This window comes from Clostridioides sp. ZZV15-6388, from assembly GCF_020657755.1.
Lineage (GTDB): Bacteria > Bacillota > Clostridia > Peptostreptococcales > Peptostreptococcaceae > Clostridioides.
The window spans coordinates 1-22,211 of the sequence record NZ_JAGWCU010000002.1 but is presented as its reverse complement, the minus strand read 5'-3'; the positions used below and the strand labels follow the sequence as shown (position 1 = coordinate 22,211).

General features: G+C 28.8%; 19 protein-coding genes and 1 rRNA gene. 14 read left to right on the top strand and 6 right to left on the bottom strand.

Features of this window, described 5'->3' with window-relative positions:
* Positions 1–81 precede the first annotated feature (81 nt).
* From KGF48_RS02015 to KGF48_RS02005, 3 genes are all read left to right on the top strand, one after another.
* Entirely contained in the window at positions 82–1,143 is a 1,062-nt protein-coding gene (locus KGF48_RS02015; protein WP_227840494.1) for a DUF917 family protein, read from the top strand.
* Between the two features lie 299 nt (positions 1,144–1,442).
* Positions 1,443–2,375, top strand: a complete 933-nt coding sequence (locus tag KGF48_RS02010) for a DUF1177 domain-containing protein (RefSeq protein ID WP_227827504.1) — start codon at positions 1,443–1,445, stop codon at positions 2,373–2,375.
* A gap of 112 nt (positions 2,376–2,487) precedes the next feature.
* A complete protein-coding gene (locus KGF48_RS02005) occupies positions 2,488–3,915 on the top strand; it encodes a cell wall-binding repeat-containing protein (RefSeq protein ID WP_227861885.1) in 1,428 nt (475 codons plus the stop codon).
* A 361-nt stretch (positions 3,916–4,276) separates the two neighbouring features.
* Here the strand turns inward: KGF48_RS02005 and nhaC are convergent, their stop codons facing one another.
* The 3 genes from nhaC to KGF48_RS01990 form a co-directional block, all read right to left on the bottom strand.
* A complete protein-coding gene (gene nhaC, locus KGF48_RS02000; RefSeq protein WP_227861884.1) occupies positions 4,277–5,719 on the bottom strand; it encodes a Na+/H+ antiporter NhaC in 1,443 nt (480 codons plus the stop codon).
* Between the two features lie 24 nt (positions 5,720–5,743).
* Positions 5,744–6,910: a MalY/PatB family protein gene (locus KGF48_RS01995; protein ID WP_227867697.1), complete on the bottom strand. Its 1,167-nt coding sequence runs from the start codon at positions 6,908–6,910 to the stop codon at positions 5,744–5,746.
* Between the two features lie 214 nt (positions 6,911–7,124).
* Positions 7,125–9,254 (bottom strand): sigma 54-interacting transcriptional regulator, encoded by a 2,130-nt coding sequence (locus KGF48_RS01990; protein WP_227867696.1) that lies wholly within the window; start codon positions 9,252–9,254, stop codon positions 7,125–7,127.
* Positions 9,255–9,478: 224 nt separating this feature from the next.
* Between KGF48_RS01990 and KGF48_RS01985 the strand changes: the two genes are divergently transcribed.
* From KGF48_RS01985 to KGF48_RS01975, 3 genes are read left to right on the top strand one after another with little or no spacing between them, the layout of a single operon-like run.
* Positions 9,479–9,880 carry a hypothetical protein gene (locus KGF48_RS01985; RefSeq protein ID WP_227827499.1) on the top strand — a complete coding sequence of 134 codons (402 nt, stop codon included), beginning with the start codon at positions 9,479–9,481 and terminating at the stop codon, positions 9,878–9,880.
* Between the two features lie 42 nt (positions 9,881–9,922).
* Positions 9,923–10,216, top strand: a complete 294-nt coding sequence (locus KGF48_RS01980) for a metal-sensitive transcriptional regulator (protein ID WP_227434509.1) — start codon at positions 9,923–9,925, stop codon at positions 10,214–10,216.
* A gap of 14 nt (positions 10,217–10,230) precedes the next feature.
* Entirely contained in the window at positions 10,231–10,671 is a 441-nt protein-coding gene (locus KGF48_RS01975) for a SoxR reducing system RseC family protein (protein WP_227827497.1), read from the top strand.
* Positions 10,672–10,759: 88 nt separating this feature from the next.
* Here the strand turns inward: KGF48_RS01975 and KGF48_RS01970 are convergent, their stop codons facing one another.
* Together KGF48_RS01970 and KGF48_RS01965 are read right to left on the bottom strand one after the other, a co-directional pair.
* On the bottom strand, positions 10,760–11,233 hold the full coding sequence (locus tag KGF48_RS01970; protein ID WP_227434511.1) for a threonine/serine exporter family protein: 474 nt from the start codon (positions 11,231–11,233) through the stop codon (positions 10,760–10,762).
* Positions 11,233–12,021 (bottom strand): threonine/serine exporter family protein, encoded by a 789-nt coding sequence (locus tag KGF48_RS01965; RefSeq protein WP_227840499.1) that lies wholly within the window; start codon positions 12,019–12,021, stop codon positions 11,233–11,235. Before KGF48_RS01965 ends, KGF48_RS01970 begins: the two co-directional genes overlap by 1 nt.
* Positions 12,022–12,338: 317 nt before the next feature.
* Between KGF48_RS01965 and glyA the strand changes: the two genes are divergently transcribed.
* The 7 genes from glyA (at position 12,339) to KGF48_RS01930 (ending at position 20,369) form a co-directional block, all read left to right on the top strand.
* Positions 12,339–13,583 carry a serine hydroxymethyltransferase gene (glyA, locus tag KGF48_RS01960; RefSeq protein WP_227840500.1) on the top strand — a complete coding sequence of 415 codons (1,245 nt, stop codon included), beginning with the start codon at positions 12,339–12,341 and terminating at the stop codon, positions 13,581–13,583.
* 247 nt (positions 13,584–13,830) lie between these two features.
* Complete coding sequence (locus KGF48_RS01955; RefSeq protein ID WP_227840501.1) at positions 13,831–14,928, top strand: MGDG synthase family glycosyltransferase; 1,098 nt, start codon at positions 13,831–13,833, stop codon at positions 14,926–14,928.
* Positions 14,919–15,617 (top strand): polysaccharide deacetylase family protein, encoded by a 699-nt coding sequence (locus KGF48_RS01950; protein ID WP_227840502.1) that lies wholly within the window; start codon positions 14,919–14,921, stop codon positions 15,615–15,617. The genes KGF48_RS01955 and KGF48_RS01950 overlap by 10 nt, the downstream gene beginning before the upstream one ends.
* Positions 15,618–15,619: 2 nt before the next feature.
* Positions 15,620–16,684: a lysylphosphatidylglycerol synthase transmembrane domain-containing protein gene (locus tag KGF48_RS01945; RefSeq protein ID WP_227842606.1), complete on the top strand. Its 1,065-nt coding sequence runs from the start codon at positions 15,620–15,622 to the stop codon at positions 16,682–16,684.
* Between the two features lie 179 nt (positions 16,685–16,863).
* Complete coding sequence (locus tag KGF48_RS01940) at positions 16,864–17,568, top strand: response regulator transcription factor (protein ID WP_227827491.1); 705 nt, start codon at positions 16,864–16,866, stop codon at positions 17,566–17,568.
* Positions 17,561–18,883, top strand: a complete 1,323-nt coding sequence (locus tag KGF48_RS01935; RefSeq protein ID WP_227867695.1) for a sensor histidine kinase — start codon at positions 17,561–17,563, stop codon at positions 18,881–18,883. The genes KGF48_RS01940 and KGF48_RS01935 overlap by 8 nt, the downstream gene beginning before the upstream one ends.
* A 112-nt stretch (positions 18,884–18,995) precedes the next feature.
* Complete coding sequence (locus KGF48_RS01930; protein ID WP_227827489.1) at positions 18,996–20,369, top strand: hypothetical protein; 1,374 nt, start codon at positions 18,996–18,998, stop codon at positions 20,367–20,369.
* 243 nt (positions 20,370–20,612) lie between these two features.
* On the opposite strand, the gene pdaA is transcribed toward KGF48_RS01930, so the two are convergent.
* Positions 20,613–21,554, bottom strand: a complete 942-nt coding sequence (gene pdaA / locus KGF48_RS01925) for a delta-lactam-biosynthetic de-N-acetylase (protein WP_227867694.1) — start codon at positions 21,552–21,554, stop codon at positions 20,613–20,615.
* 341 nt (positions 21,555–21,895) lie between these two features.
* Here pdaA and KGF48_RS01920 point away from each other — a divergent pair.
* Positions 21,896–22,211, top strand: a 16S ribosomal RNA gene (locus KGF48_RS01920); the annotation flags it as partial.

Below are 22,211 nucleotides of genomic sequence, written 5' to 3'. Positions count from 1 at the left end.
ATAAACTATAATATATCATAAAGTTATTTAAATAGTTACTAATATATTTACATAATCTAACTAATAAAGGAGATATTTAATATGAAGTTAACTAAGGAAATATTAGAATATGCTTTAATAGGAGGTACAATTTTAGGTGGAGGAGGTGGCGGTGCAAAGGAAAGTGGAAGAGATATGGGGGAATATGCCTTACAATATGGGTTTCCAGAGCTAATAAGTATAGATGAATTACATGATGACGCAATTGTTTTAAATGTATCTGCAGTAGGAGCTCCAGCAGCACCACTTAAGTATGCTGATAATGATGATTATATAAACACAGTCAAAATATTTATTGATAAACTAGGATTAGATATACAAGGTATTATTACTAATGAAAATGGAGGGTGTGCAACAATAAATGGATGGCTTCAGTCTTCTGTGCTTAAAATACCACTAATAGATGCACCTTGTAATGGTAGAGCCCATCCAACAGGCCTGATGGGAAGCCTTGGATTACATAGAGATAAAACATATAAGTCTTATCAAGCTGTGTCTGGTGGAAATCCAGAACTTGATAATCATATAGAGGGATTTGTAGAGGGTTCTTTAAATAAGACAGCAGGACTTGTTAGACAGTGTGCTGTAGCAGCAGAAGGACTAGTTGCTGTAGCTAGAAATCCTGTAAAAGCTTCTGTTGTAAAAGAAAATGCTGCTATAGGAGGCATAAGTCATGCAATAGATTTGGGTAAAGAGTTCTACTTAGGTCTAGAAATATCAAAAGATAAAGCAATAAACAACGTTGTCGAATTTTTGAATGGAGAGGTAGTTTCAGAAGGAACAATAGAAACTTTAGAGTTAGAAACTACAGGTGGATTTGATGTAGGTAAATTGATTGTAAATGGTTATGAGGTAACTTTTTGGAATGAATATATGACAATAGATAAAGACAATAATAGAATAGCAACGTTTCCAGATTTAATTATGACTTTTGATAAAAACACAAGTATGCCTGTTACATCAGCAGAAATCAGAGAAGGGCAAGAGATAGTTTTAATAAAAACTTCTAAAGAAAATTTAAAACTTTCAATAACAATGACACAAGAAGAATTATTAAAAGATATAGAAGATATATTAAATAAAAAAATAATTGGAGTTAATTAGGATGTGTAGTAATTTAATTGATTGAAGAATTAAAATTAATTAAATTTAAAGAGCAATACAATACCTATAAAATTATAAATAAAACAAATACTTAGGAAGAAGTTTATAAAAATAAATAAGATATGAAAGATTATAAGAAAAAGTTTATAAGAGCTCAAATAAAATAAGTGAAACAATAGGAAAAAGTTTATAAAGATATAAATAAAAGAAAAAAATGCTGTAATATTTATAAAAATAAAAGGAAAAATATTTACACAAAAATTATAAATAAGAGAAATAAAATTGGATGGTGAGCAAATATGATGTTAAAACAAATTTTGGAAGTTTATGATATTATTGATAGCGCAGAAGTAGATGGAGAATGTGTAAAAAAATATTTGGAAAGCTATGGTGGGAAGAATATATTAGTAAAAACTTTAAGTACGGAAAAAGGGTCTACTGATTTAGTAAAGTTTACAATACAAGGTAAAAATGGAAAATCATCAGGAGGAACAGCTAAGACATTAGGTGTCTTAGGAAGACTAGGAGGTATTGGAGCGAGACCAGAAATGATAGGTATGGTTTCTGATGCTGATGGAGCTTTAGTAGCAATAGCAGTAGGAGCAAAATTATTGGACATGCATAATAAGGGAGATTTTATTGATGGAGATGTAATAGTTTCAACTCACATATGTCCAGATGCACCTACTAAAGAACATAAACCAGTTCCATTTATGGATTCTCCAATTGACATGAGAACTATGAATGAAAACGAAGTTGATTTAAGTTGTGATGCTATATTATCAATAGATACAACTAAAGGTAATAGAGTTATAAATACAAGAGGATTTGCTATATCTCCTACAATAAAAGAAGGATATATTCTAAAAACAAGTAATGATTTATTAGATATAATGCAGACTACTACAGGAAGACTTCCTTATGTATTTCCTGTGTCAATACAAGATATAACTCCATATGGAAATGGTTTATATCATATAAATAGTATTCTTCAGCCAGCTGTAGCTACAAAAGCACCTGTAGTAGGAGTTGCTATAACAACTGAGACAACAGTTGCTGGATGTGCAACTGGAGCAAGTAATTATTCTGATTTAGAAAGTGCAGGAAGATTTGTTGTTGAAGTAGCAAAATACTATAGCAGTGGAAATTGTGAGTTTTATGATGAGCATGAATGGGATATTCTAATGAATAGATATGGAAGCCTAGATAAGTTTCAAACTTTTGGAGAATAATAAAGTTGTATTTTATTGATGCTTTAGAATAGATGATATAGGTTAAATTATTGTGATATAATATTTAGAGTAAATAAAAATTGTAGATACAATAATTTTAGGGGGAGTTAATATGAAATTAACAAAATCAATATCATCAGTATTGTGTTTATCTCTAGTTTTAAGTTTATCATCAATATCATATGCAAATGAAATGGGAAGAACGGCAACAGAAAATACTTTAATAGGAAAGGATAGATATCAGACAGCTATTGAAGTAAGTAAAGAAGGTTGGAGTAGTGCAAATGAGGCTGTAATAGTTAATAGTGAATCTATTGTAGACGCATTATCTGTTACACCATTTGCTAAATTAAAGAACGCTCCAATACTACTTACAGAAAAAAATAATTTAAATTTGCAAACTAAGAAAGAATTAGAAAGATTAGGTGTTAAAAAAGTTTATATAATTGGACTATCTGGCTCTGTATCAGACAATGTACAAAAACAACTAGAATCTAATAACCTAACAGTTGATAGAATTGGTGGTAGTGACAGACATCAGACAGCTTTGAACATAGCTAAAAAGATAGAAGGTTTAAAAGACATATCAGAAATAGCTGTTATAAATGGATATACAGGTCTTGCAGATGCAGTTAGTATAGCTTCTGTAGCTGCTACTAATGGTATGGTTATACTTCCAGTTTCTGATGCATCTGGAGTGTCTAGTTTTAAGGATTTTATAGCCTCTAAAAATATAAGTAAGTCATACATAATAGGCTCTACTAATGCTGTATCAGATAAAATAAAACAAAGTCTGCCAAATTCAGAAAGAATAGGTGGAGCAGATAGAAATGAAACAAATGGAAAAGTAATAGAAAAATTTTATACATCAAATAATTTAGATAATGTATTTGTAGCTAAAGATGGAATGAAAAAACAAAATCAACTTATAGATGCTCTAGCAGTAGGTGTATTAGCATCAAAAGAAAATTCTCCAGTACTTATAGTAGGAGATAAATTGAGTGCAACTCAAAAGAGTATGTTTACAAATAAAAAGGCGACTGCTATAACTCAGGTTGGTAGTGGTGGAAATGAAAATGCATTTACAGAGCTAAAAGCTTTACAAGGAAGTAGTATTGGTAAGAAAGTAATGTATGTAGCTAATACAGATAAAGTAAATGTAAGAAGTGATGCTACAATAGAAGCTTCTGTAGTAGGTTATCTAAATAATGGTGATGAAGTAGAAGTTTTAGAAGTACTAAAAACGGGATGGGTTAAGATAAAATACAATGACGATATTGGATATGTCAGTGGGTCTTATCTAACAAATAATAAACCTAATAATAATAGTGAAAATGTTAAGATAAAATATGTAAAAGAAAAAGATGGTCTAAATGTTAGAAAAGGACCAAGTACGGAAGATGAAAAAATAGGACAACTTCCATATGGAAGTAAGGTAGAAACTGTAGAAATGTTTGCTACTGGATGGGTAAAAATAAAATATAATGGTGGATATGGCTATGTAAGTAATGATTACCTATCTGATACACCAGTTATCTAAACTTATAGATAATAAATAATAAAGAGACTGTCTTAATATTAATGGCAGTCTCTTTATTATTATGAAATGTTGATTTTAATAATGATTTCTATTTTGATAACTTAATTCTAGGAGTTATTATTGTAGATATTATTAATATACAAATACTTAAAATCCAATGTTTAATGCCAAAATTGAATATCAATAGATTTATCCCTGCAATTGTAAATAAACAGTATTTAATTAGAATTAAAATTGTATTTATTGAAATACCCTTTATCGATATTATTTTAAAACTGAGAATGGTCATTCGAAGCCCTATAAATGCCAATAATACACCTATAATATCTTGGATTAAGTAATAGTATTTAAAATGCATATTTTAATCAACTCTTCTCTGCATAGTAGTAGATATTTCTAAATCTTCTATTTCATCATCTGTATATGTAAGCATGGTAAAACCTGTGACACCATAAATAAATGAAATTATAGGCGTAATCCAACTTAGAAAACAGTATGGAATAAATTCAAGTGGACTTACGCCAAGAGTTTGGGCACAGAAAACAGCATTTGAATTCCATGGTATTAATGGACCGCCAAGGGTTGCTGTATCTTCTATAATTCTAGATAAATTTTGTGGTTTTAGCCTAAATTCCTTATATATTGGGGACATTAAAGTTCCAACAAATACTGATGTGAACATCATGGATGAACTAAATGCATTTGCAAAGTAGCTTACTATGAAAGTAGAGCCAACTAACTTAGTTCTTGATTTTCCTATTTTATTTATCATTGGTTGAAGTAATACTTCTAAGAATCCAGTTTTTTGGAGAATTCCAGCAATAACGAAAACTACAAAGACTAGTAAAACGGTTTCAGCCATACTCATTATTCCACCACGATTTAATAATTTATCAGCATAAATAAATCCTGTGTCTATAGTAAATCCTGATAACATGTAATTTAAGACATCACCTATTTTTTCTCCTTCTTGAATTACAGCTATAATAAGCCCCATAATAGCTGAACTTAATATAGATATAATAGGAGGCTTTTGTAACAATAAAAGTAATAATAAGAATAGTATTGGAATCATTGCGACTAAACCAATATGAAAGTTTGAATTTAATACATCTTTGATTTGATTTATTTGAACATAGTCAATAGTATTATTTGAATACTTAAGCCCAATTACAGTGTACAAAACGATACATATTATATATGCAGGTCCTGTTGTGTAAACCATGTGTTTCATATGAGTAATTACATCTGTTTTACAAACCGCAGCAGCTAGATTTGTAGAGTCGGATAGAGGAGACATTTTATCTCCAAAAAAAGCACCGGATATGACTGCACCAGCTGTTAAGCCAAGGGGAATACCCATACTAGTACCAATACTCATCATTGCCATACCAGACGTTCCAAGCGTTCCCCAAGATGTACCAGTAGCAACAGAAGTAAGTGAACAGACTATTAATGTTGTAAGTAAAAAATACTTAGGTGTTATTATTGTCAGACCACTATATACTACTGTTGGGATTGTACCAGCAGCTATCCAAGCTGCTATTAGTACCCCAACAGAAAGTATAATTAAATTTGATTGAAAGGCATCTTTACCAACTTCAAATCCAAAAGCTTCTATTTCTTCATTAGTATAACCAAGTCTCATAGCTGCTGGAACTACTATAAGCCATGAAAGTAAAAACATTGTAGTTATAGAAGCTTTAAATAGAACTATACCAACCGATGTTAAAGCTATTATCGCAAGCATTACTAATAACGAATATCTAAATGAAGGTCTTTTTCTTTCTGTACCTATTTTCATAGCGCAAATTCTCCTTAAATGTTTTTAGTTAATTGCATTTTTTATTCTTATAAGAGCTTCTTCAACCATGCTTCTTGGACAAGCTAAGTTTATTCTTTGATATCCGCTTCCTCCAATACCAAAACTACTTCCTTGATTTAAGGCAACTTTACCTTTTTTTACTAATAGATTTTCTAATTCTTCATCACTTAATCCAAGTTGGCTAAAATCTACCCATAATAAATAAGTACCTTCTGGTTTTCTGACTTTAAGTTTTGGCATATTTTCATTTATATATTTTATAGCAAAATCTATATTAGATTCTAAGTACTCTAAGAATGACTCTAGCCAAGGCTCACCATTGTTATATGAAGCTTCTGTTGCAACTAAACTAAAACAGTTATTTCTCTTTATATCAATTCTAGTAAATGCATTATCTAACAATTTATAATCTTTTTCATCAGGTAGTACAACATATGAAGATTGAAGACCTGCTATATTAAAAGTTTTAGTTGGTGCCATACAAGTAATTGTATTTTTTTCAAAATCTTTAGATATAGATGCCATAGGTATATGTTTATGATTTTTAAATATAATATCACTGTGTATTTCATCTGATATAACCTTTACACCGTATTTAAGGCAAATATCTCCTAGTTTCTTTAATTCATCCTTTGTCCATACTCTTCCAACTGGATTGTGAGGATTGCAAAGTATAAACAATTTTACATCTTTGATTTTACTTTCAATGTCTTCATAGTCCATTATATAGTTTCCATTTTCTAATTTTTGTAGTGGGCTTATAACTAGTTCTCTATTATTATTTTTTACAACACTATTAAAAGGGCTGTAAACTGGTTCCTGTATCATTATTTTATCGTTTTCTTTTGTAAGCTCATTTATTAAAAGGCTTATTGCTGGGATAACACCTGGGCTATAAACTAACCATTCACTTTTTATCTTCCAATTATGTCTTTTATCCAACCAATTCACTATAGATTCATTGTAAGAATCTGGTCTTGTTGTATAACCGTAAATCTCTTGTTCTAGCCTATGTCTTAAGGCATTAATTATACACGGAGCAGCTTTAAAATCCATATCAGCTACCCACATAGGAAGTAAATCATTAGTACCATATTTTTTATCCATCTCTGACCATTTAGCTGAAAAATTATTACCTCTATCAATAATTTCATTAAAATTGTAATTCATTATAAATACCTCCAGTAATTTTTAAATTTATACTTATAGTATTTAGCAAGCAATATGCCAAAATAGATATTAAAAATATTTAATTAAAAATTAATTCGTGATATTAAGTAATACCAGAGGTTGGAAGATATGAAATTATTAAATTTATTTAATTTTATTTGGAAAAGGTTATTTTAAAAAATTGTTAAATTTATTAAAATACAATTAAATAGGTTTAAATGGTTGAACTGTTTTCATTATTAAACCCATTTATTTTTTTTAGAAACTCGATTCCTTTAAGGGTTATAACTGAACCACCACGACCAACAAGTATATTTACAAATCCAAATTCTTGTAATTCCAAAAGTATATTTCTAATTTGTTGTTCTGTCAAAAATCTATTTTCGTTTAAAGCTATTTTGTATAAGCTTTTTCTACCAATTCGTTCTTTTAAATCGTAAGCTTTATTTAAATTATCCAATATAAAGATATATTCATCTAATGGTCTTTTAAAATTATAGTCATGTTTGATGAAGTTTTTGTCTTTATTAATATTAAATTGGTATTTAGATATTTTTTCTGTTACTTTATTACAAACAGTTTTGCTATAATTTTCATCTATAGTATCTAATATATATTCAGGTAAGTCACATATTTCTATAACATCTTTTCCTAGATAACAGAAATATTCTCCTAAGTTTCTTAATTCTCTTACATTTCCTTCCCATTTATATATTTTGAAAATTTCCTTAACTTCGTCACTTAGATTAAAATTGCATGGTATATCATACGTTAGTGATTCGAAGATTTCAAATATATCAGCAGGTCTTTCTCTAAGAGGATGTATTTTAAGAGGAAGAACATTTAACCTAAAATACAAATCTCTTCTAAATTTACCTTTAGATACAAGTTCTTTTAAATTTCTATTAGTAGCAGCAATTATTCTTACATCAATGTCAATAACATTATTTGAACTAATACGCCTTACTTGTTTTTCCTGTATAACTCTGAGCAATTTAGATTGAGAATTTAAATCCATCTCACCAATTTCATCTAAGAATATAGTTCCATTGTTTGCTAATTCAAATAAACCCATTTTTCCGCCCTTTTTAGCTCCAGTAAAGGCACCTTCATCATAACCAAATAATTCACTTTGCAATAAACTTTCTTGAAAAGTGCTGCAATTTACTGCTACAAAAGGTCCACAATTTCTTTTAGAAGCACTGTGAATAGATTGTGCAAATAATTCTTTACCAGTACCACTTTCGCCAATTATTAAGATTGATGAGTTTGATTGAGCCATTTTATTGGCAATTTTTTTAGTATTAATAGTTTGTATACTAGAACCTAATATGTCATCAAAAGTATACTTACTGATATTACCAGAGTTTACTAGTTGTGCTCTTAGCTTAGCTTGTTTTTTTTCTAATTGAGAAAACTTAGTCATCTTTAATATAAAACCATCAAATACATTCAATTGTATATGTTTAATCTCTAAATTTATGTCAATATGATTTATCTTAATTAATTTCTCATAAAATAGAGTTTTATTGTTTAATATGTTTTGAAAGTTAATATCTTTTATACATTCACCAATAAATACATCAATCATTTCATTTGCATTTATAGATAAAATTTTTCTAGCGATATGATTGTAAAATTGTATAATTCCATCATTATTTGTGCATATAATTCCATCATCAATTATAGATAACAACAAATCAAATTGCCTTTCAAATTTATTTGCATCTAACAATAATTCGCCTGTACTATAGCTTGTAGGAATTATTTTTTCTACATATTTTTTTATTAAGTCATCTTTTATTAGATGTTTTAACTTAGTTTTTGTGGCAATTTCAACAATACAACTTAAATCTATTATTCTATATTTTAAGTCTATAACTTCACAATTTTTAAAATTGGGCAAGATTTTTTCTCCAGGAGTTAGAATTATGGCATCTGTAGGAGTAAATTCTATTTCTGGATAACAGGGTAAGATATTGATATTATCTATTCCTAGTCTATGTATTAAAGAGATTGTCTCTATAGACATATCCTTGCTTAGATTATATACATAAATAGTTTTATTTTTTTCTAATTTAGATATCATATCTATACTATTCTTTTCAAATGTCAACTTAGGAACGATAATTTGAGCATCATGATGAGATAATTTTGCTATTTCATCATATTTTAAATAAGCAGATAAAAGGATTAGTTTTTCTTTAAAAAATTTTAGATTTCCCTCTTCAAATGAGTATAAGTTTATTTTTATATTGTTACCTAGAAATTGTCTTATTTGGTCTTCGTAAATTTTTCCAGCATCTTTTTTTAAGCTTACAATAGCTAATTCTATTTGTTTCATTTTAACCTCTCATACAAATTTGACTTATTTTAGATTATATAACAATTAAACTAAATATAAATAATTTTGTCTAACTATTATTATAAATTAAGTAGTAATATAAAAGAAATAGCTAAAATGAGTCCTTTTATTTTTGTTTTTTGTATCTATTTGGTATAATAGTATTGAAACAATAATAATTTAGATAAAATTTCTTAAGAGGAATACTATGAGGAGAACATAAAATGAAAAAATGTCTTTACTGTAACAGGGATATAAAGTCACCAAATAATAAATTGGCTATAAAATATGATGACAATACCGATATATATCCATGTCGTACAGAATGTAAGGAAAAAATTGAAGAATATATAATAAAAAAACCTACGTATAAGTTTATAAATATATTAGAGGTTCTTTTAGGTGTAGGTGGAATATTTTGCTTTTTGAGCAAATGGACTATTGCAGCCCAAATTGTACTTGGAATTGACGCATTAGTTATATTTTTATTTCCATTAGCAGGGTTTAAAATGAATGGTAAATTAAGTATGGAGCAAACTAAGCATCAGAGCAGGTCTATAGCAATATCAATTTTAGCATTTATAATAGTAATAACTGTATTATATTTTAAGCAAATTGGTAAGTAAATCATAATTGTATAGAACATCATAAGAGTATGAGGTGAATTTATGGAAGAAAGAAAATTAGCACCAAACAATGAGCGAGAAGCTCTTATAAAAAGATTAAAAAGAATAGAAGGTCAAGTTAAAGGAATACAAAAGATGGTAGAAGAGGAGCGTTATTGTGTTGATATATTAGTTCAAATATCCGCTATAAGGTCTGCTATAAATAGAGTAGGCACAATTATTTTGGAAAATCATATAAAAGGATGTGTAGCAGAAAGTATCAAACATGATGATAGTGAAAAAACTGAAGAGATGATAAAAGAACTTATGGATACCATAAATAAATTTACAAAATAAGGGGGCGGTTAGGTATGAATCAACAAGGATTTATTATGGAGATTGTTGATGATAGAACTGCAAAATTAAAAATGCAAAGACACTCAGCTTGTGCTGCTTGTGGAAAATGTGCTACTGCTGACTCATCGGAGTCAAAAGAGATATTAGTAGAGGTAGACAATACAATTGGTGCGAAGGTTGGTGACCATGTAGAAGTGAGTATGGATAACATGAATGTATTAAAAGCAGCTGCGATGGCTTATATAATACCTCTTGTAGCGCTTCTTGTTGGAACAATAGGAACATACTATATATTGGAAGCAATTGGCATGACCTCTGGGGTTGAAGCTATAAGTGGATTAGTTGGGATTTGTCTTACAGTAATTTGTTATTTGTATTTAAAGAAAAATGATAAAAAATTTAGAGATAGTAGAGAATTTATACCAGTAATCACAAGAATATTAATTGACCTTTAAAATGATTATAATTTAAAAATAGCAATGTACTCTTATAAATGCTTAATGTATATTTATAGGATTTAGGTACATTGCTATTTTTATATTTTTATTTTGATTTTCTTTGAGGAATAAAATTCTTTCGTATTTTCAAAAGGTTTAATGTTCTTACAAAAGAAGTTACAACCAATACACCAAGCGATATTGCAGCGCTTAAAAATAGTGCATCAGTACCTTTTGACATCGCTAAATCATAATTTTTTTGAATTAAAGATAACATTGTATTGTATAATCCAATTCCTGGTATCAGAGGAAGAATCCCTGGAATTACAAATACAATAGCTGGTTGCTTTAGTTTTCTAGCCAATATCTCACTACACGCTGAAACCAAAGCAGCAGCTATAAAACCCGCAAAAATTGAGTTCGTAGTGAAATTAAACAAATATACATACACAATCCAACCAACTCCACCAGTTATTCCAGCTGGAAGAAGTAGATAAAGTGGTGCATTAAAAAAGACAGCAAATCCAGCAGTTGCAATGCCTGAAAATAAAAAATGTAAAATCATCGACATATCAGTCATTAGAAAGGACCTCCAATTCTATACCATGTATCAAGGACAAAACCGACTCCAGAAGCAATTGCAATAATAATCATAGCAGCATCGAAAGCACGAGAAATTCCTGATATTAAATTACCTGATATTAAATCTCTGATGGCTTTTATAAAAGCAACTCCTGGGAGTAGTGGCATTATTGCTCCAACTATGAGCATTTTAGGGTTACTCAAAATACCTATTTCAACTAGTAAAACTCCTGAAAGTGCTATTAAAAAAGAAGATACTAAACATGAAAATGCAGATATTGCACTTATCTTCATGGTTTTATCATAAGTAATTGCAGCAAATATTGCTATTATAAATGTAAGAATAAAATTTAATATATAATTACCTCCAAGCAAGCAAGCAAAGCAAGCAGATGCAATTCCTGTACAAGAGTAAAACAACCATAAAGGATAAGGTTTTACCTCTTGTATTTCATAAAGACGTGCAATAGCAGTATCAATATCATACTCTTTATCATTTACAAATTCTCGAGAAAAACTGTTTAATAAGGAAATCTTATTTAAGTTTATACCTCTTGATTGAATCGTTTTCATAAACGAAAAGCCGTCAAATTTTTCATCTGAAATAATTATTACTGTAGGAGTTGTAAAAATATTTACATGATAAAATCCTCTTGACCTGCAGATTCTAAGGACACTGTCTTCAACCCTAGATGTTTCAGCTCCATTTTTTATCATAAGTTCCCCTACAAATAGAGCTAATTTTAGAATATTTTTTTTATATTCAAGTTCCTCATTTTGATTCATAAATACACCTCCAAATTAAAAAACATAATATTGAAATTATATCAAATTTTTAAGTAATATTCCTTATATATATATAAATTATATTATCTTTTTTTTATTTAAAAATAGTCACATTTAAATTATATCCAATTAAAAGAATTAGACAATATTATTTATTATATTTTAACTTAAAATACAGAAAGTAAACATGTAAAAGTAGTAAAACACTTGACTATTAATTTATAAAAGACTATAATAATAAATTATCATATTGATAAAAATGAAAATTATGAAATGTCTGTAAAAGTAAAATTTAAATAATAACTAGGAGGAGTAATATGTTTGAGAACTTGAAAAAAGCGGACCCTGAGATTTATGAAAGTATGAAAAGAGAGTTAAAAAGACAACAAAGGAATATTGAGTTGATAGCATCTGAAAATATAGTATCAGTTCCAGTAATGGAAACTATGGGAAGTCATCTTACTAATAAGTATGCAGAAGGTTACTCAGGCAAAAGATATTATGGTGGATGTGAGTACATAGATGAAGTTGAAACTCTTGCAATAGATAGAATTAAAAAGATATTTGGAGCAGAACATGCTAATGTTCAACCTCATTCTGGAGCAAATGCAAATATTGGTGTATATTTTGCTATGCTAAAACCAGGTGATGTTGTTATGGGAATGAATTTATCTCAAGGTGGGCATTTAACTCATGGTGCTCCAGTTAATATTTCTGGTCAATATTATAAATTTTATGAATATGGAATAAATAGAGATAGTGGACTTATAGATTTTGATGATGTTAGAAAAATAGCACACGAAGTAAAACCTAAAATGATAGTTGCGGGAGCAAGTGCATATCCTAGAGAGATAGATTTTAAAAAATTTAGAGAAATAGCTGATGAGGTTGGAGCATTACTTATGGTAGATATGGCTCATATAGCAGGTCTTGTAGCTGCTGGTCTTCATCAAAATCCATGTGAAGTAGCTGATTTTGTTACAACAACAACTCATAAAACTTTAAGAGGGCCTCGTGGAGGAGTTATCCTTTGTAAAGAAAAATATGCTAAAGCTATAGACAAAGCGATATTTCCTGGAATTCAAGGGGGACCTCTTGAGCATATAATTGCATCTAAAGCAGTATGTTTTAAAGAAGCTTTAAGTGATGAATTTAAAACATACCAACAACAGGTTGCTAAAAATGCAAAAGCTTTAGCTGAAGAACTTATTAAGAGAGATTTTAAATTGATTTCTGGAGGAACAGATAATCACTTAATATTATTAGATTTAACTAATAAAAATATAACTGGTAAAGCAGCAGAAAAAAGATTAGATGATGCTTATATAACTGCTAATAAAAACACAATACCATTTGATCCAAATGGAGCACTTGTTACAAGTGGAATAAGACTTGGTACTCCAGCTGTAACTACTAGAGGCATGAAAGAGGAAGATATGGCAATAATTGCCGAGGCTATAGACCTATGTTTAACTTATGATGAAGAATCTAAAGCAAGAACATTGGTTGTTGGTTTAACTGAAAAGTATCCTCTATATGAAGAATATAATATTATGGATTAATTAAAAGTATAATTAAATAAGAGATATTTAAATAATTACAATAATAGTATTTATATTTAAATATATATATAAAGATAAAACCCAATTAATTAGGAGATAGCTTCCAATATTAATTGGGTTTTGTATTTTTTAATTAAAACTTTAAGATTTCTTAAGAATTATACTAGGTTTTTCTAAAGATTTAAAGTTTATACTTATAAATATAGTAATTAAAGGTATTTAAAGGCTCTAATGAGGAGGGAATCTTATGAAAGTATTAATTCTTACAGGAAAATTTGGTATGGGTCATTACTCAGCATCAAACTCTTTAAGTGAAGATATAAAAACAAAATTTAATAATTCTGAAATAATAATTAAAGATATATTTGAATATATTATGCCTAACTACTCAGATAAAATGTATAAAACTTTTTCTATTCTTGTAAATCGGGGAAGCAGTCTTTATAATTTATTTTACAAGTGTACTGAAAATGGAAAAAAGGATATAAAATTTACCTTTTCAGATTATTTCTTAACTAAATTAGACAAGTTACTTAATGAAATACAACCAACAGTAGTTATTTCAACTTTTCCATTTTGTTCTCAAGTAGTATCAAGATATAAAGGAAAGTATAATTCAAATCTTCCTTTGATAACATGTATAACAGATATAAGTAGCCATTCAGAATGGATTAGTAAAAATACAGATTGTTACTTAGTAGCTAGTGAATCTACTAAAGAAGAACTTATTTTAAAAGGAATAGATGAAGATAAAATAAAAGTTAATGGAATACCTGTAAAAAAAGAATTTAAAAAAATAGAACATATAAATCATTTAGATAAAAAAAACATCCTTATAATGGGTGGAGGATTAGGTTTATTACCTAAGTCAGAACAATTTTATAAAGAGCTAAATAGTTTAGAAGGAGTAAAAACTACTGTAATAACTGGCAATAATAAAAAAATGTACTATAAATTGTACAATAGATATGAAAATATTGAGGTTGTAGGCTATACTAACGAAGTATACAAATATATGGAAAATGCTGACCTTATTATTTCTAAACCAGGTGGAATAACATTATTTGAAACAATTTATTCAGAGCTTCCAATATTAGCATTCAATCCATTTTTGCAACAAGAGATAAATAATGCTGATTTTATATTAAATAATGGAATTGGAAAAATACTTGATAAAAATAAAAAATACTATGTAGATGAGATAAAAGACTTAATCTATGATGATGTTAAACTTAAAGAAATGAGTTTGAATATGAAAAAACTTAAAAAACAATTTGATAATAATACATTAGAAAATATTTTATTTTCATTTGATGGACAAGGAGTGTGTAGAGAATGTATGTAGTAGGTTTAATTATAGTTATTGCTTTGATTTTTTTAATCCATTCAATTATACCTACATATTATAATAAATTATTAAATAAAGATGTATTGAAAAATATGACTGAGAAGAATGAAATTGCTCTTACATTTGATGATGGACCAGACAAAAGGTATACAGAAAAATTGTTGGATGTACTAAAAGAAAATGATATAAAGGCCATGTTTTTCGTAGTGGCAAAGAATGCTGAAAAAGAGCCTGAAATTATAAAAAGAATGTTAAGAGAAAATCACATAGTTGGCTTACATTCACTAGAACATAAGAATGCATGGCTTTATAGTTATAATTATGTTAAAAAAGATTTTATTGAAAGTACAGATATAATGAAAAATTTAGGTGTAGACGTAAACTACTATCGTCCACCATGGGGGCATACTAATATATTTTCAAATCAATTTGCTAAAAAATATAATTTAAAAATGACCTTATGGGATGTAATGGCAGAAGATTGGAGTAAAGATAGCACAGTAGAGATTATAGTAAATAAATTAATAGATAGAACAAAAGAAAATTCTATAATTTGTTTGCATGATGCAGGAGAAAACTCAGGAGGGGCAGTTGGAGCACCTGAACGTACTATTGAAGCATTAAAGATAGCTATTCCAAAACTTAAAGCCAGTGGTTTCAAATTTGTAACACCAGAAAGGATGTAGTTATGATAAGTAAAACTGAAAAGAGAAATAAATCCCTAGGTAGTGTAGCCTTCTTAGTTTTACTAATGGGCATAACTGGATACTTTGTTTTTAGAGGTCAATCAATTGAATCGTTAATAAAATCATTAAAAGGTGCAAGTCCTGTGTTTATATTAATTGGATTTGCAATGATGTTTATATATGTTGCTTGCGAAGGTATAAATATATATTTAGGTATGAAGGCTTTAAATCAAAAAACTACTTTTTTAAAATGTATGGGATATGCGTTTGTTGGATTTTATTTTAGCTCAATTACACCTTCAGCATCTGGAGGTCAACCAGCACAAGTTTATTACATGAAGAAGGATGATATAAACATATCTTACTCTTCACTTATATTATTAGTTATTGTTGTCATTCACCAAGTTGTTGTATTGGCATATAGCGGAATAATGTTCATTATGGAACGTGAATTTATACTAAACAATGTAAGAGGGATGAATATTTTATTGATATATGGTGTAATAACGAATGTTGCTCTTGTTGTTGGAGTAATTGCAGTTATATTTTCAAAAAAATTAGTAAATAACTTCATAATATCCATAACAAATTTATTAGGAAAACTAAGAATAATAAAAGATGTTGAAGGTTCACGAAAAGTGATAACTTCTCAAATTGAAGAATATATTAAAGGTGCTCAATATATAAAACAAAATCCAAAGTTAGTAATTAAGATTTTACTTATAACTATTGTGCAAATAACAGCTATGTTTTTAGTACCATTCTTTGTATACAAAGCTTTCCATCTATCAACATATACTGTGTTTGAAATATTAGCAATACAATCATTACTTAATATTGCTGTTTCATCTTTACCATTACCAGGAGCTGTTGGAGCATCTGAAAATAGTTTTATGATATTATTTAAGATATTTTTCCCAGGTCATTTACTAGTGCCAGCGATGTTACTTAGCAGAGGAATAAGTTTTTATGCATTCGTTGCTATAAGTGGTTTAGTATGTATTGTAGCACATGTTAAGTCTTCTGAAAAAGTTAAGTCAGTAAAAGAAGTTATTTATGTAAGATAGTATTGTATAGTTTATTTTTTATATAAGTGATATATGTATACGTTTTGATTAAACTTTAAGAGCACTTACAATAGTAGAAAGTATTAAAACGTATGACATTGCTAAGCTTTTACTAATAAAGTATAATATTTTATATAGTTTGAAATATTTAAGAAATATAGTAAAAAAGGAGTTTAGCGATGATTAAAGAGATTCCAAAAAAAATTTTAGTAGCGGATGATAATCCAGAAATTAGGGAAATTGTAGAAATACTTTTGACTGGCGAAGGTTATGAAGTTGTTATGGCGACGAACGGAGAAGAGGCTGTAAATTTAGTAGACAGTACAATTGATTTGATTATTTTGGATGTTGTTATGCCAGTAAAGACAGGGTTTGTTGCATGTAATGAGATTAGAGAAAAAACAACAGCTCCAATATTATTTCTAACTGCGAAAACTCAAGATTCCGACAAGGTTATTGGGTTTTCAGCAGGAGGAGATGACTATTTATCAAAGCCTTTTTCATATTCTGAGTTAATTTCAAGAGTTAAGTCACTACTTAGACGTTATTATATATATCAGGGGAAGGAAAAGAATAAGGAGCCAAATATATTGCAAACAAAAGGTTTATGTGTAAATTTGGATACTCAAGATGTCATATTAGATGGAGAAACTATATTTTTGACAACTATAGAATATAGCATATTAGTTCTTATGCTAAAAAATAGAAAAAAAGTTTTCTCGTCTGAAAATATATATGAAAGTATTTGGGATGAGCAATATTTTTATACAGCAAATAATACTATAATGGTACATATTAGAAATTTAAGAAAAAAATTAGAGAAAGATCAGAAAAATCCACAATATGTAAAAACTGCATGGGGAAAGGGGTACTATATTGATTAGCAAAATTAAGCCATCAAAGTTGGGTGTCATACTATTGGTATATGTAGTAATCTCAGCTGTGGTGGCTTTTATTTTAAATATACCATTTTATTCTGCTGTTGAGTCAATAGTAAAGGATGTATCAGAAGGTAAAACATATTTTAAAAGAGAAGCAGACCAGTTAATGGATGATTTTCAAATCTATGTAAATGATAAAAATATAAGTTCAAATGATGTAGAAGATATATCAAATTGGAATAATGACAATTGGTTTGTATCTATGAAAGTATATGAAGGAGATAAGATTTTTTATGATACATTGTACTATCCAAAGGAATTACCTGATAAAAGTGAAGAAAATGAATTTTATAGTAGCTCTATGGCTAGACATTATGAGATACAATTTTCTGATATTAAAGCCAGTGTAGTTATAGTAGCACTGTTTAGATTTCGATTTCAAAACTTTATAGATGCTGTTTCTATCACATTTATGGCAATTACATTTATTGTAACATTTTTATTGTTGTTGAGTAGAAAGATTAAATATCTAAGAAAAATAGAGATGGGTATAAAGATAGTAGAAAGTGGTAGTTTAAAGTATAGAATTCCTGTTAAGGGGAACGATGAATTATCATCACTTGCATCTAGTATTAATGAGATGAGTCAAGCACTTGATAATCAGCTTATAAAAGAAAGAGAAATGAAGAATAAAAATAAAGATATAGTAACTTCAATATCACATGATGTCAGAACTCCATTGACATCAGTAATTTGCTATTTGGATTTAATTAAAGATCATAAGTATAATAGCCCTGAGCAATTGGAGCAATATATAAAAAATGTAAGATTAAAGGCATATCAGATAAAAGATTTGACAGATGACCTTTTTACACATTTTGTTAATTGTGAAGAAGAAGTGTCTAAAAAGTATGAAAAGATTAATGCAAATGAATTTATATTTCAACTGCTTTTAGATAGTTCATATACATTGGAAGAAAAGGGATTTCATATAAAAATAGAGAATGAACTTTATAATCAATATCATATTTATGTAGATGTAACACAATTTAGAAGAATATTTGATAATTTATGTTCTAACATAATAAAGTATGCAAGAAGGGATAGACCAATAGTATTTTTAATTAAAGTTGAAGATGGTAAGTTGCTAATTATACAAAAAAACAAAGTTAGTAACATTCATAAAAATGTAGAAAGTTTTGGAATTGGCTTAAAAAACTGTGAAAAGATAATTGCATATCACAATGGAAGTATAACTATAAACTCAGGTGACAAAGAGTTTTCTATTGAAATATCTATTCCAGTAAATGAATCATAAATGTCTAAATTAAGTACTGCACATGTTAATTGTTATGTACCTATGACCAAGTAACAAGTTTACTTGTAAGACCATATAATATTATTATCTTAAAAAAAGGGGACATAATAATATGGTTTTAACAGGAGCGCATTATATTTACATTGTATTTATGGTAATTATCTTAATTACTATGCTTATGAAAAAAGATACTATAGTACCATGTATATTAGGTGTTTTCTTCATGGGGTTATTCTTTGAAAAAAATATCTTTGGAGCTATAACAGCAGTGTTTAACTCGTTTATTATATCTTTAAATGAGTTGGGACCGATTATTTTAATTATAGCGATTATGGTAGCTTTATCTAAAGCTCTAGAAGCGAATAATGCAATACAGTATATGGTAAGACCATTTTCCAAAGTTATAAGAAATTCTAACACAGCATTTTTTGTAACTGGATTTGTAATGTTGATTCTTTCTTGGTTTTTCTGGCCAACTCCAGCCGTTGCCTTAGTTGGGGCTGTATTTTTACCTGTTGCTATTAGAGCTGGATTACCAGCGATTGGTGTTGCAGTAGCATTAAACTTATTTGGTCATGGTCTTGCCTTATCTACAGACTTTGTTATTCAGGGAGCTCCAAGTATAACAGCTGGTGCAGCAGGAGTAGCAGTATCATATGTCATAAATGATGGTATGATTTTATTTTGGGTAATGGGAATTGTAACGATATCGATGGCATTTTATACATTAAAAAGGGATATCAATAAAGGAATGTTTAGAGAAGAGCTTAAAGATTTTGAAAGTGAAGAAGTAAAAGAATTTAATGGAAAATCTAAGATAGCAACTATTTTAGTAGCTTTAGGATTTCTTGCTGATATAATTGCTATGTATATGTTTGACCTAAAAGGAGGAGATGCATCAGCTCTTTTAGGAGGAACAGCAGTGTTTCTAATAATTATTATAAATACTATAAATTTCGGCAAAGATAGTCTTGAAAATGTGTGTGAAAATATAATAGATGGTTTTGTGTTTGGTATAAAGATATTTGGTGCGATTATACCAATAGCAGCGTTTTTCTACATGGGAGAAGTTGCACCTTTAACTGGTGTATTTGGTAAGGTATTAACCCCTGGTTCTCAAGGATTATTATCAGATATAGGGATAGCCCTTTCTCAAACGATACCACTTAATAAATTTGCAGTATCAGGTATAGAAACTGTAGTAGGTGCAATAACTGGGCTTGATGGTTCTGGGTTCTCTGGAATTTCATTAGTTGGTTCACTTGCATCTGTATTTGGAACTGCTATTAATGCAAGTGTTGGTGCATTAGCAGCATTAGGTCAAATTAGTGGTATTTGGGTTGGTGGAGGATGTCTAGTTCCTTGGGGTCTTATTTCAGCAGCCGCAATTTGTGGAGTTAGTCCTATTGAATTGGCAAAAAGGAATTTTATTCCTGTTATAACAGGACTCATTGTAACAACTATAGTAGCAGTATTCATTATTTAGCAAATAAAAACTAATATTATTTTACTTGTAGATTAACAAAACTTATATATAAATTAAAAATAAAAGATTATATAAATATATAAATTAAAAATAGATGCACAGTTATTACCTATCAAAAGACTTTTGTTTATGTAAAAACTATACATCTATTTTTTATTGGAAGTATTTAATTTGAAATCGTTTATGTAAATTAATATATAAATATTAGACTTAAAGTATAGCTTTTAAATATACTTCTAAATGTTAATAATTTAGAAGTTCAAAATTGTATCCTAGCTTTCTAGCATCTGATATAAAATCACTTAGAATTTCTGTACTAGTTTTAGAAACAGCATGTAGTAATAAGATAGAACCATCGTGTAAATTATCCATTATTTTTTTCTTGGCTTCCTCATGTGATGGTTGTTTTTCAGTGTCCCAGTCCCTATATGCGAAACTCCAAAATACAGTTTTATAGCCTAGATTTTTAGTCATTGCTAAGCTTTTTTCTGAATACTTACCCATAGGAGGTCTGAAAAACTTAACTATATTTTTTCCAGTTAAATCTTTATAAAGTTTTTCAACATCTTCAAATTCATTATTAAAGCTTTTTAGATTGCTTGTTTTTGTTGGCATAGAAGGATGCGTTTTACTGTGGCTTCCAACTATGTGACCTTCTGCAACCATTCTTTTTATCAAATCTTTATTTTCTTTTATGTATGGAGATGTAACGAAAAAAACAGCCTTTACTTTATTTTTTTTTAAAACATCTAGTATCTTTGATGTATATCCATTTTCATAACCTTCATCAAATGTAAGATATAATGTTTTTTGACCATCTTTGATGGGACCATTATATATAGCACTATAGTCAGAAAAATTAAATTTGATATCAGTATTTACTTCTGGAGTTTGATGTTTAGTATTTGGTATATAAAACCAATCAAGAGCGGTATTGTCCAAAGATGACACGTCTAATTTTTCATTATCATTGTTCACAGTATCTTTATTTGATAGACTGTCTGTTCCATCTGAAACAGTTATATTGGAAGTATCTTTACTATCATCAACATTTTGAGAATCTTCTTGCGTTGATATTTCCCTATTCTGGTCTGTGTTTTGTTTTTTTTGTGAGTTTGAACATCCAACAATGAAAAAAATAGATATAGAAAGTATTGTCAAAAAGTAGAGTATCTTTCTAAGCATTTTATAGCTCCCTTCTAAATTAATAGTAATTATATAGTATTATTATAGTTGGAAATTGTTATTAATAATAGTTACATATTTGAAAATAAAGTCGCAATAGTATTATAAAATATGAATAATTAATAAATTTAAAAAAAAATGTAAAAAAGTAGTTGACCATATTATGATAAGGTGTTATTATAATAAATGTGCTCAACAAGGAACAAGAAAATAATGAGTACAAAATGATTGATTTAATAAAATGAACTTTGAAAATTAAACAGTAGGTTAATTTATAAAACAAGAAACAAACCATAAAGCCAGATATTTTGATAACAATAGTATCTGAGCCTGATAAACTTTTATTTGAGAGTTTGATCCTGGCTCAGGATGAACGCTGGCGGCGTGCCTAACACATGCAAGTTGAGCGATTTACTTCGGTAAAGAGCGGCGGACGGGTGAGTAACGCGTGGGTAACCTACCCTGTACACACGGATAACATACCGAAAGGTATGCTAATACGGGATAACATATTTGAGAGGCATCTCTTGAATATCAAAGGTGAGCCAGTACAGGATGGACCCGCGTCTGATTAGCTAGTTGGTAAGGTAACGGCTTACCAAGGCGACGATCAGTAGCCGACCTGAGAGGGTGATCGGCCACATTGGAACTGAGACA